This is a genomic window from Actinomyces slackii, from assembly GCF_900637295.1.
GTDB classification, from domain to species: Bacteria; Actinomycetota; Actinomycetes; order Actinomycetales; family Actinomycetaceae; genus Actinomyces; species Actinomyces slackii.
On sequence record NZ_LR134363.1, the window covers coordinates 2,452,524 to 2,464,568 of the forward strand.

Genomic DNA, 12,045 nt, shown 5'->3' on the forward strand with positions numbered 1-12,045 from the left:
TCCGGCGTGCCGGTGTGGGCGCCGTCGGCCAGCTCGGTTGACCTGCACCTGCCGGCCAGTGGAGCGCTGGTGGCCATGGAGCCCACGGGGCGGGGCTGGTGGCGCTCGCCCGTGGAGGTGCCCGACGGCGCCGACTACGCCTTCCGGGTCGACGGCGGCCCTGATCGGCCTGATCCTCGCAGCGCCCACCAGCCCCACGGCGTCCACGGCCCCTCGCGCAGGGTGGAGGCCTCCCGTTGGCGGGAGAGCTGGACGGACGGTGCGTGGCGGGGCCGCGATGCGCGCGGCGCGGTCATCTACGAGCTCCATGTGGGGACCTTCACCGCCCAGGGCACTCTTGATGCGGCCGCGCAGCGCCTGGGCCACCTGGCCGCCCTGGGCGTGGACATGGTGGAGCTCATGCCCTTGGCGCCCTTCCCCGGCACCGCGGGCTGGGGCTATGACGGGGTGAGCCTGTGGGCCGTGCATGAGGCCTACGGGGGGCCCGATGCGCTGATGAGATTCGTCGATGCGGCCCATGGCGCCGGCATCGCGGTGTGCCTGGATGTGGTCTACAACCATCTGGGCCCCTCGGGGAACTACCTGAGCGTCTTCGGCCCCTACTTCACCGGCGCCCACCACACGCCGTGGGGGGAGGCGGTCAATGTCGACCAGGAGGGCAGCGAGCAGGTTCGCGCCTACATCATCGATGCCGCCCTGCGCTGGCTGCGGGACTTCCATGTCGACGCCCTGCGCCTGGATGCCATTCACGCCATCGTCGATGACTCCCCGCGCCATATCCTGGCCGAGCTCTCCGATGCGGTGGCGGCGCTGTCGGCCCAGGAGGGCCGTCCCCTGAGCCTGGTGGCGGAGTCGGATCTCAACGATGTCGGCGTCATCACCCCCACTCATGCCACGCCGCCGGCGCGCATGCCCGCCCTGGGGATGACGGCCCAGTGGGCCGATGATGTCCACCATGCCCTGCATGCGCGCCTGACCGGTGAGTCCCAGGGCTACTACGCGGATTTCGCTGAGCCGGGGGCGTGGCTCAAGGCCTATGCCGGCGCCTTCCTGCACAACGGGTGCTGGTCGAGCTTCAGGGGCCGCAACTGGGGGGCGCCCGTCCCCCAGGGCACCGACCCCCGGCGCTTCGTGGTCTTCGCCTCCAACCATGATCAGGTGGGCAACCGGGCCATCGGGGATCGCCCCTCAGCCGGCCTCGACGACGGCGCTGTGGCGGCCCAGGCGGCCCTGGTGCTGCTGAGCCCCTACACCCCCATGCTCTTCATGGGCGAGGAGTGGGGCACGCGCCGGCCCTTCCAGTTCTTCACCGATCACGACGACCCCGCTCTGGCCGCTGGTGTCAGTGCTGGGCGGCGCCGGGAGTTCGCGGATTTCGGCTGGGATGCCACGGATATCCCCGACCCCCAGGATCCGGGGACCTTCCGGGCCTCGTGCCTGGACTGGCAGGAGCTCGGCGATGAGGGGCACGCCCGCATGCTGGCCTGGTTCACCGAGCTGATCGCGCTGCGCCGCGAGCTGGGCTGGGCCGACCGCCGCCAGTGGCCCGCGGTTGAGGACAGCGAGGGCATGATCACCGTGACCTACGAGGACATCGTCGTCGCGGCGAATCTGGGAGGCGCCCGCCGGCCCGTCCCCGATGTCGACGAGCCGCTCGCCCGCTGGGCTCCGGGGCTCCCCCAGGACGAGTGCCCCACGGTCCTGCTGCCCGGTCACACGCTGATCGCCCGCCGCTGATCAAGCCCCTCAGGGGGTGCGGCGCAGGCGCGAGAGCATGCGCTCCGCGGAGCGCTTGAGGCCCATGGCGCGCACCAGGGCCCGGTGGAGGCGGGGGCGCACCGGCACGTCCCATGCCCCGGGGACCTCGATGGGGCCGCGCGTGGAGAACTTGCTCTTGAACTCCCGCACGCCGGCCAGCTCGGGGACGCGCTGGGAGTCCACGCCCATGAGGTCGTAGTGGCGCACGCCCCGGGCGCGCAGCCAGCAGGCCTCCTTGTACACCAGGGCGTCGGCCGCCCTGAGGTGGCGGCCCTCGGCCGATGATCCCGCGTAGAAGCGCAGGCCCTGGTCCTCGTAGATGGTGGTCAGGGACCACACCAGTGCCTCCTGGCCCTTGCGGCGCGCCACGTACAGCCGGGCGTGCTCGGGGCCCAGGGAGCGCAGCATGGTGCGGTAGACCTCCTCGGGGGCGGGCCTGAAGCCGTCGCGCTCACCGGTCTCCACGAGGATCTCGTAGAGCTCGGAGAAGACCTCCTCGGCGATGTCGGTCTCATCGTGGAAGGTCAGCTCCTCGTTGCGCAGGGCCTTGCGCACATCCCGGCGGCCCCGGGACTTGAAGGAGGCCAGGATCGCCTCGTCGTCGGGCTGATCGAGGTCCAGGACGATGGTGCGGTCGTAGGTCATGGTCTGCAGCAGCTCGTGGCAGTCCGGGCCCTGGGAGGCGGAGTGGATCCGGATGAAGGCCGCGCCCCGGTCCTTGCGGCGCACGCCGGCCACCAGGCGGTCGCGCAGGTCCTGCTCCTCGGCCGCGCTGGGCGGCTCGCCCAGCCACACCGGCGCATGACGGGCCCACAGGTAGGGCACGCCACGCACGGTCATGCGCGCCAGGGACACCAGGGCCCGGTCCTTGCCCTGGGCATTCCGGTAGACCACACGGCCCCAGGGCTCGCGGCCCGAGGCGGCGATGTCGAAGGCGTCCCACACCGCTGTCTGCTCGATGGGCAGGGTTGTCGAGGCCTGCGCGGCGATCTGGCGGAAGGTCTCCCAGTCCACCTCGCGCATCGTGCCCGGGGTCGTTGGAGGTGCCGTGCTGTTCATCTCTATGCGCCTCTCTTGGCTGATGCCCAGATCCTGGCGGGATCAGGCGGAGAAATCCGTGGGATGGGGGTAGTAGCGGGAGAACTTGCGGTACTGGTTGAGCTCTTGGGCCCGCACCACCAGGGCGCGCCGCACGGAGCGGTCGGCCTGGTAGCGCAGGGGGTTGGCGGTGCGCCCGGAGGCGATGAGGCCCTCGACGCGGGAGCGCAGGGAGGGGTCGCGCAGGTAGCGCGTGAGGAGCCGGTGGGGCAGCAGGGAGTAGAGGATCTCCTCCTCCAGTCGCTCGGCGGCGGGCCTGCGGTCCAGGAGCAGGTCGCGCACCGCCGGGATCACCGGGTTCTTGCCGGCTGCGGCCATGTAGTAGCAGTTGCGCCCGATGCGCGGGTTGACCTCCAGGAACAGGGCGCGCCCCGTGGCCGGGTCCACCTTGATGTCGAAATTGGCGAAGCCCGTGTAGCCCACGTGCTCCAGCAGCCTGACCGCGCTGGACATGAGCTCATCGAAGGGCTCGGTGATCATGGCCACCGGGTTGCCCAGCATGGTGGGTGCGTGGTCCTCCAGGAGCACGCGCGCCGATCCGGTCAGCAGGGCCGTGCCCCGCGAGTCGACATAGGCGGTCAGGGAGCGCATGGAGGTGTCATCACCGCCGATGAGCTCCTGGGCCAGGAAGCGCCCGCGGAAGCCGGCTGCGCGCAGGCGCTCCCACAGCTGGTGGGCCTGGGAGGCGTCGTTGAGGACGAAGACCTTCTTCTTGTCCTCCATGCGCAGGTCGTTGTACTGCGCCGAGGAGGCGGGCTTGGCGATGAGCGGGGCCCCCAGGTGCTCCACGGGGGCGGGGGACCATTGGGGGTCATCGGCGCCGGAGAAGTCCTGGATGACCGTGGTGGGCGTGGCCACCCCCAGCTCCTGGCAGATCGAGGCGAAGACCGCCTTGTCGGAGACCCTGGCCGCGACCGCCGCCTGGGGGGCGGGGATGGCGTAGTGCTCGGCGAGGGCGTCTCGGTGGTCGTTGATGACGCGGATGTGCCAGTCGGTGTTGGCCAGCAGCATGCGCCGCGCTCCGGGGCTGCGGCGGGCCACGTCCACCGCCGCCTCGACGTAGTCGCCCGGCTGGGCGCCCGCCCCCAGGGCCACGGTCCGGGCGATCCGCGAGCGGGTGAGGATCTGGGTGGGACTGGGCGCGATGCACACCGAGGGCACCCGGTAGGCCTCGTGGAAGCAGCGCGCCAGGGCGTAGACCCCGATATCGCCGCCCAGGATGACAGGCATGAGTCCCGGCGCCCTGCCCTGTGACAGCGGCGAGCCGCCCGGTGAGCCCAGAGTCGTGTCCATCCGAGTGCCTCTCCCCCGTCCTGTGCCACTGCTGTGCAGCCGATACCCGCCGTCCTCCTTAGCGGGGCTGTCACGATAGCCCAAGAAATCTCTCCGATTCTCGGCGAGAACCGGCGAGTCCAAAACCACAGTCCTGTCGGAGTTGGCGGATTGCGATCTTTTGGCGCGGCGTGGCACCGCGTGCCCACTCCGGCTCACGGCTAGCGTTCAGGGTGTGAATGGCACTGGTTGGTCGCAGCAGGGCGAGACAAGCGCTATCCCCGAACGATTCGAGGAGGCGCTGCTGTCCATTCGCGACACTCCCCGGCCTCGTGGCCTGGTGCTGGAGGAAGTGCCGGCCCCCAGCCGCATGGCGCCCTATGCCGCTGCGCTAACAGCGGAGACTGTCCACACTGTGGGCGGCACGCCGGTGGGCTCGGGACGATTCGTCATCCTGCACGACCCGGCGGGGCAGGAGTCCTGGGACTCCGACTTCCGCATGGTGGTCATGGTGCGCGCTCGGCTCGACGACGAGGTCCACGTCGACCCGCTGCTGGGAACGGCCGCCTGGTCGTGGCTGACGGATTCACTGGACGACGCCGGCGCCGGCTACCACGCCCTGGTGGGCACGGTCACCCGGGTGCTGTCGGAGACCTTCGGGGGCCTGGAGCTCTCCGATGCCTGCGGGCACGCTGAGATCCGCGCCTCCTGGTCCCCCGCCACGGCTGATCTGAGCCCTCATCTGACGGCCTGGTACGAGCTCATCCTCATGGCCTCCGGGCATGAGCCGGCCCTGGTGCGCCCCCTGAGCCTGGCCGGAGACCGTCAGTGACCCCTTCCCCTCCTCTGCCCGCCGCCGAGCCGGGCACCACCGATCACCCCATAGCTCCTGAGCAGGTTCGCGACTACCTGCGTCCCCGTGACGGGCTCCCGGCGATCACCGCCGATCCCCAGGCGCTGAGCGACGCCGCTCGCGCCCTGGCCGCAGGCGCGGGCCCTATTGCCGTGGACGCCGAGCGGGCCTCGGGATTCCGCTACGGCCAGAGCGCCTACCTCCTCCAGCTGCGGCGCCGGGGCACGGGCACGCTGCTCATCGACCCTCTCAGCTCGGGGAGCCTGGCTCCCCTGGCGCGGGCGCTGCACGGGCCCGAGTGGATCCTTCATGCCGCCGATCAGGACCTGCCCTGCCTGACCGCCCTGGACCTGCGCGCATCCCGCCTGTTCGACACCGAGCTGGCCGCCCGCCTGCTGGGCCGGGCGCATGTGGGCCTGGGGGCGGTGGTCGAGGAGACCCTGGGCCTGCGCCTGGCCAAGGATCACGCCGCAGCCGATTGGTCCACCCGGCCCCTGCCCACCTCCTGGCTGGTCTACGCCGCGCTGGATGTTGAGCTGCTCATCGAGCTGCGGCAGGCCCTGGGCGATGAGCTCCATACCGCGGGCAAGGCCGACTGGGCGGCCCAGGAGTTCGAGCATGTGCGCACCCGTCCGCCCAGGCCTGCCAAGGTCGATCCGTGGCGCAAGACACCGCGGGCCGGCAAGGCCGTGCGCTCCCCCAGGTCCTTGGCGATTCTGCGCGAGCTGTGGATCTCGCGCGAGGAGCTGGCCGCCCAGTTGGACCGCACCCCCTCCAAGGTGCTGCCGCATCAGGCGCTGGTGGCGGCGGCGGTTGCCCGGCCCACCTCACGGCGCAAGATGACCGCGCTCAAGGAGTTCTCCTCACGCCAGGCGCGCCAGTACCAGGAGAGGTGGTGGCGGGCCATCGAGCGCGCCCTGCAGCTTCCCGACGACGATCTGCCGCCCACGCGTGCCCCCCTGGGCCCCGATGAGTTGCCCCAGCCGCGCTCCTGGGAGCGCCACCACGCAGAGTCCGCCCGCGCCCTGGCCCGTGTGCGCGCCACGGTGCATGAGCGGGCCGAGGCCATCCGGGTGCCCCAGGAGCTGCTGCTCGCCCCTGACGTCCAGCGCCGCCTGGCCTGGCGCCTGGGCCTGGAGGCTCAGGACGGCCATCGGCGTCCGGGCACCCGTGAGATCGAGCAGCGCCTGGAGGCGCTGGGGGCCAGGCCCTGGCAGGTCGAGCAGACAGCCTCGGCCATCGCCGGCGCGCTGGCCTGACCCGATCCCGCGCGGGGCCGGGCGATGATCAGTAGACCGTGAATCCGTGGGCGCGGAAGATGGCGCGGGTGGACTCCACGAGCTCGGGCTCGGGGGGCCGGGTGTCCCTGAGCCGGTAGTCCAGGCCCAGGCTGTCCCACTTGTCGGTGCCCATCTGGTGGAAGGGCAGGACCTCGACTCGGCTCACCGAGCCCCAGCGCTCGATGATGCGCGCGACATTCTCGACATTGGCCGGGTCATCGGTCAGGCCCGGCACGAGCACGAAGCGCGCCCAGATCTCAATGCCCCTGGCCGCCAGGCGATCGCCGAAGGCGATGGTGGGAGCCAGCTCCCTGCCGGTGACCGCCGCGTAGGTCTCCTCATCCCCGCTCTTGACATCCAGCAGGACCAGGTCGATGGTGTCGAGCATCTCATCGGTGGCGTTGGCGCCCAGGTAGCCGGAGGTGTCGATGCAGGTGTGGATGCCCATGGCCTTGGCCCCGGCCAGCAGTCGGGCGGCGAAGGCCGGCTGCATGAGGACCTCGCCGCCGGACAGGGTGATGCCCCCCTTGGAGGCGCGGAAGACGCCCCGGTAGCGGCGCATGCGTCGCAGGAGCTCGGCGGCCTCCACCGGCTCGCCGTCCTTCATGAGGAAGGTGTCCGGGTTGTGGCAGTACAGGCAGCGCAGGGGGCATCCGTTGAGGAAGACGGTCATCCGCGTGCCGGGGCCGTCCACCGCGGTGACGAGCTCCCAGGAGTGGATGGAGCCCAGCTCACCGCTGCGCATGCGCTCCAGGCGCTCGGAGCGCTGAAGGTCGGTGAGCTCCTCGAGCCCGCCGATGCCGGCTCCGCGCAGGCGGGCGGCCGGGGCCAGGAAGTCCTGGTCCCGGCCGCCCGCCTGCGCGGTCGTGCGCGTCTCGGACATCAACGACCGCTTGATGCTCGGCTCAGGCCTGGGAGTGGAAGGTGCGGTCCAGGACGTCGAGCTGCTGCTCGCGAGTGAGCTTGACGAAGTTGACGGCGTAGCCCGAGACGCGCACCGTCAGGTTCGGGTAGTTCTCCGGGTGCTCCATGGCGTCCTCGAGGGTGTTGCGGTCAAGGACGTTGATGTTGGCGTGGTACAGGCCCTTGACGCCGCCGTTGTCCTGACGCTGAGCCTTCATCGAGGCGAGGCGCTCTTCATACGTGGCCATGGCTAGGCCCCTTTCGTGATCGGTGAACAGTGTGTGGTCTGGCGGTGATCCGAGTCATCCGCCACAGGGCGGATCAGATCTCGGCGCAGTCGTCGGGAACGAATCCGGCGTCGAGGATGCCCACGAGGTTGGCCACCCGCTCGGCCTCGGTGCGGCCCAGGCCCTGGGGGGTGATGGTGTTGGTCAGCGAGATGCCGTCGAGGGCGTCGTTGTAGTCCAGCTTGCCCACCGAGAGCATGGAGGCGACCATCCCGTGAGTGTCCATGCCGTTCTCCGGGTTGGCCCCCGGGGAGAAGGGCGTGCCCTTGCGGTGCCCGGAGGGGAAGTTCCCGGTGGCCTTGCCGTAGACCACATTGGAGGTGATGGTCAGCACCGACTGGGTGGGGATGGCGTCGCGGTAGAAGGGCTGGGCCTTGATCTTGGACATGACCGTGTGGACCACGGTGGCGGCGATGTCGTCGGCGCGGTCGTCGTCATTGCCGTAGATCGGGAAGTCGCCCTCGGTGATGTAGTCCACCACCAGGCCGGTCTCATCGCGCACCGGGGTGACCGTGGCGTACTTGATGGCGCTCAGGGAGTCGGCCACGATGGACAGCCCGGCGATCCCGCAGCCCATGGTGCGGATGATCTCCGAGTCGTGCAGGGCCATCTCGATGGACTCGTAGGCGTAGCGGTCGTGGCAGTAGTGGATGATGTTGAGGGCCTCGACGTAGGTGGCCACCACCCAGTCGAGCATCTTCTCGTACTTGTCCCAGACCTCATCGAAGTCCAGCGGACCGTCCCCCTCGATGCCGGGCAGCCCGGAGACCACCTGCTTGCCGGTCATCTCGTCGCGCCCGCCGTTGATGGCGTAGAGCAGGGCCTTGGCGGAGTTGACGCGGGCGCCGAAGAACTGCATCTGCTTGCCGACCTTCATCGGCGACACGCAGCAGGCGATGGCGGCGTCGTCCCCCCAGTGCTCGCGGATCTGCTCATCGGCCTCGTACTGGATGGAGGAGGTGGTGATGGAGATCAGCGCGCAGAACTCCTTATAGCCCTGGGGCAGGTTCTCGTCCCAGAAGATCGTGATGTTGGGCTCCGGGGCGGGGCCGAGGTTGCGCAGGGTCTGCAGCAGCCTGAAGGAGGTCTTGGTGACCTGTGAGCGGCCGTCCTCGGAGAATCCGGCATCCGACCAGGTGGCCCAGTAGGGATCGCCGGAGAAGATCTGGTCGTAGTCGATGGTGCGCAGGAAGCGGGTGATGCGCAGCTTGATGACGATGTGGTCGATGAGCTCCTGGGCGCGGGTCTCGTCGATGATCCCGGCGGCCAGGTCGCGCTCGAAGTAGACGTCGAGGAAGGCCGACAGGCGCCCGATGCTCATGGCGGCGCCGTCCTGGGACTTCACCGAGGCCAGGTAGGCGAAGTAGGTCCACTGCACGGCCTCATGGGCGTTCCTGGCCGGACCGGAGATGTCATAGCCGTAGGAGGCGGCCATGGCCTTGAGCTTCTTGAGGGCCTTGATCTGCTCGGAGTGCTCCTCGCGGTAGCGCGCCCAGTGCTCGGAGAAGGGCTCGCCGGCGACCTCGTCCCTGGCGATCTGCTTGAGCTCGATGAGCCGGTCCACGCCGTAGAGCGCCACTCGCCGGTAGTCGCCGATGATGCGACCGCGCCCGTAGGCGTCGGGAAGGCCGGTGATGATGTGGGAGGAGCGGGCTGCGCGAATGCGCGGGGTGTAGATGTCGAAGACCGCGTCGTTGTGGGTCTTGCGGTACTGGGTGAAGATCTTCTTGACCTCGGGGTCGACCTCCTTGCCGGCCTCCTTGATCGCGGTCTCCACCATGCGCCATCCGCCGTTGGGCATCATGGCGCGCTTGAGCGGGGAGTCGGTCTGCAGACCGACGATGACATCGTCATCGGGGCTGATGTAGCCGGGCTTGAAGGCGTCGATATCAGCGGGGGTGTGGGTGTCGACGTCGAGGATGCGGACCTTGCGCTCCTTGGACAGGAACTCCTTCTCCAGGGTGTCCCACACGCGCAGGGTCTTCTCGGTGGCGCCCGCCAGGAAGGAGGCGTCGCCGTCATAGGGGGTGTAGTTGCGCTGAATGAAGTCGCGGACGTCAGTGCTCTCGGTCCACGGACCGGTGACGAAGCCCTCCCAGGCCTCATCCCTGGCGCCCGTGGTGGCGGCTGTCGTGAGCTCGGCGGTCATCCTTGCCCTCCCTCATGTGGGCGGCCGGTGAGCCACCCGGTGGTGATCGCCCTTGTGAGGCGAGGCGGCACATCCGCGCCGTCGCCCCCAGCCTAGGCCGCGCCCGCCTGGAGTTGGGCCACTAGTCCCTGGCTGCTCGGTGCGATGACTCACAGGGGTCTTGCGCGCACCCCATACCGGGGACGAAGGTCCCGTCGCGCTCGAATCCCGGCCATCCCGTTGAGTGGCCGCCCCATCCTGATCAGACCACGGCAGACGGGGAATTGGCGGGGGATTGGCGAAGTGCGTCGCCGTGTCGAATGCCTGCCGCTAGGACGGCCGTCCCATGCGATCGCGGGCATCGGCGCGCCGCGGCGGCGGTTGTGCCCGTGGCGGTCCCAAAGTCCCGATCGCCCAGGGCGCCCGCGCCATCGGGAGGCGACCACCAGCCGCGACCGGGGAGATGCCCGGCCCGAGTCCCTAGCCGGCGGCCCCCACGAGCTCCTGGGCGGCGCGCAGCAGGCCGGCCTCATCCATGCCGAAGTCGGCCAGCAGCTCCTCGCGCGAGGCCGTGTCGAGGAAGGCCCGGGGAACGCCCACGCGGCGCCAGGCCGCGGCGCGCCCGGGATGGGCCGACTCCACGGCGTCGCGCAGCTGGGATCCGATCCCGCCGTCGGCCAGCCCGTCCTCGATGACGAGCACGGCATCGGCCTGCGCGGCGGCGGCCACCAGGGATCCGGGGGCGGGGATCACCCAGCGGGGGCTGACCACTGTGACCCTGCGGCCCTGGCGGCCCAGCTCGCGACCGGCCGCCACCGCGGCCGTGGCCATGGGCCCCACGGCCACGAGGAGCAGTCGGGGCCCGCCGCTCCGGGCGCCCTCATCGAGGAGCACATCGACGGCGTCGAAGGGCGAGGAGGGGTCACCGCCCTGGGCGCCGGGAAGCAGGCCCAGGGACTCCAGGGGCTCGGGGATGGCGCCCTTGGGATAGCGCACCACGGTGGGGGCATCGGGAACGGCCACCGCCTGGCGCAGGGCCTGGCGCAGCCCGGCCTCATCCCTGGGGGCCGCCAGGCGCAGGCCGGGGACATGGGCCAGCAGGGCCATGTCCCACATGCCGTTGTGGCTGGCGCCGTCGGTGCCGGTCAGCCCGGCCCGATCCAGCACGATGGTCACCCCGGCCCGGTGGAGGCCCACATCCATGAGCACCTGGTCGAAGGCGCGGTTCAGGAAGGTGGCGTAGAGGGCGACCACCGGGTGGAGGCCCGCGTAGGCCATGCCCGCGCTGGCGGTCAGGGCGTGCTGCTCGGCGATGCCCACGTCGATGACCCGCTCGGGCATGGCGTCGGCCAGCGGCTGGAGGCCCACGGGGGCCTGCATGGCCGCGGTCACCCCCACGAGGCGCTCATCGGCGCGCGCAAGCTCCACGATCTCCTGGGCGAACACCGAGGTCCACCCGAAGCGCTCGGGCACCACCGGAAGCCCGGTCTCGGGATGGATGCGGCCCACGGCGTGGAAGCGGTCGGGGCCGTGCTCCTCGGCCGGCGTGTAGCCCCGGCCCTTCTCGGTGATGACGTGAACGATGACCGGCTCGGAGTACTCCCGGGCGCGGGTCAGGGCGAACTCCAGGGCGGTGATGTCGTGCCCGTCGACGGGGCCGGTGTACTTGATGCCCAGGTCCTCGAAGAAGGCCGAGGGCACCAGGACGTCCTTCAGGCCCCGCTTGAGGCCGTGGAGGGCGTCGAAGGCGGCCCTGCCCGGTGCGCCCTGCGCCAGCAGGGTGCGCTTGACCCCCGAGAGCATCCGCTCATAGCCGGGGTTGGTGCGCAGGGCGTCGAGGTGGTGGGCCAGTCCGCCGATGGTCGGGGCGTAGGAGCGGCCGTTGTCGTTGACCACGATGACCAGGTGCTTGTCCGAGGAGTCCGCGATATTGTCCAGGGCCTCCCAGGCCATGCCCCCGGTCATGGCGCCGTCCCCGATGACGGCCACCACATGGCGGTCCCCCTGGTCCAGCAGGCGGTTGGCCTGGGCCACGCCGTCGGCCCAGGACAGGGAGGTCGAGGCGTGAGAGTTCTCCACGACGTCGTGCACGGACTCCGCGCGGCAGGGGTAGCCGGACAGTCCGCCGCGCTCGCGCAGGCGGCTGAAGTCCTGGCGGCCGGTGAGCATCTTGTGCACATAGGCCTGGTGGCCGGTGTCGAAGATGAAGGTGTCCCGCGGGGACTCGAAGGTGCGGTGCAGGGCGATGGTCAGCTCGACCACGCCGAGATTGGGGCCCAGATGCCCCCCGGTGCGAGCGACGGACTCCACCAGGCGGGTGCGGATCTCGGCGGCGAGGGCGACGAGCTCATCGCTGGTCAGGCGCTGCAGATCGGATGGCTGGCGCACGCCGCCGAGCAGATCGCCTACGGGCCGCTCGGCTCCCGGCCGACCTGTGCGCGGGGATGCAGGCAAGGTTCCTCTTCT

General features: G+C 70.6%; 9 protein-coding genes. 3 read left to right on the plus strand and 6 right to left on the minus strand.

The window, feature by feature from the left end:
• Positions 1-6: 6 nt before the first annotated feature.
• A complete protein-coding gene (gene treZ, locus EL266_RS10045; RefSeq protein WP_084500972.1) occupies positions 7-1,737 on the plus strand; it encodes a malto-oligosyltrehalose trehalohydrolase in 1,731 nt (576 codons plus the stop codon).
• A gap of 9 nt (positions 1,738-1,746) precedes the next feature.
• Here the strand turns inward: treZ and EL266_RS10050 are convergent, their stop codons facing one another.
• Together EL266_RS10050 and EL266_RS10055 are read right to left on the minus strand one after the other, a co-directional pair.
• Complete coding sequence (locus tag EL266_RS10050; protein ID WP_026427511.1) at positions 1,747-2,817, minus strand: lipid II:glycine glycyltransferase FemX; 1,071 nt, start codon at positions 2,815-2,817, stop codon at positions 1,747-1,749.
• A gap of 42 nt (positions 2,818-2,859) precedes the next feature.
• Complete coding sequence (locus EL266_RS10055) at positions 2,860-4,149, minus strand: carboxylate--amine ligase (protein ID WP_051281335.1); 1,290 nt, start codon at positions 4,147-4,149, stop codon at positions 2,860-2,862.
• A 214-nt stretch (positions 4,150-4,363) separates the two neighbouring features.
• On the opposite strand from EL266_RS10055, the gene EL266_RS10060 reads away from it, so the two are divergent.
• Complete coding sequence (locus EL266_RS10060; protein WP_026427513.1) at positions 4,364-4,960, plus strand: DUF3000 domain-containing protein; 597 nt, start codon at positions 4,364-4,366, stop codon at positions 4,958-4,960.
• Positions 4,957-6,240 carry an HRDC domain-containing protein gene (locus EL266_RS10065; RefSeq protein WP_232012011.1) on the plus strand — a complete coding sequence of 428 codons (1,284 nt, stop codon included), beginning with the start codon at positions 4,957-4,959 and terminating at the stop codon, positions 6,238-6,240. The genes EL266_RS10060 and EL266_RS10065 overlap by 4 nt, the downstream gene beginning before the upstream one ends.
• A 28-nt stretch (positions 6,241-6,268) precedes the next feature.
• Here the strand turns inward: EL266_RS10065 and pflA are convergent, their stop codons facing one another.
• The 4 genes from pflA to dxs form a co-directional block, all read right to left on the minus strand.
• The gene (gene pflA / locus EL266_RS10070) at positions 6,269-7,144 is read right to left on the minus strand and encodes a pyruvate formate-lyase-activating protein (RefSeq protein WP_026427515.1); all 876 of its coding nucleotides are present in this window, start codon (positions 7,142-7,144) and stop codon (positions 6,269-6,271) included.
• A gap of 22 nt (positions 7,145-7,166) precedes the next feature.
• Positions 7,167-7,412: an autonomous glycyl radical cofactor GrcA2 gene (gene grcA2, locus EL266_RS10075; protein WP_026427516.1), complete on the minus strand. Its 246-nt coding sequence runs from the start codon at positions 7,410-7,412 to the stop codon at positions 7,167-7,169.
• Positions 7,413-7,485: 73 nt separating this feature from the next.
• Entirely contained in the window at positions 7,486-9,600 is a 2,115-nt protein-coding gene (locus EL266_RS10080) for a pyruvate formate lyase family protein (protein WP_026427517.1), read from the minus strand.
• A 459-nt stretch (positions 9,601-10,059) separates the two neighbouring features.
• Positions 10,060-12,033, minus strand: coding sequence for a 1-deoxy-D-xylulose-5-phosphate synthase (gene dxs / locus EL266_RS10085; protein WP_034515219.1), 1,974 nt, complete (start codon positions 12,031-12,033; stop codon positions 10,060-10,062).
• Between the last annotated feature and the right edge of the window lie 12 nt (positions 12,034-12,045).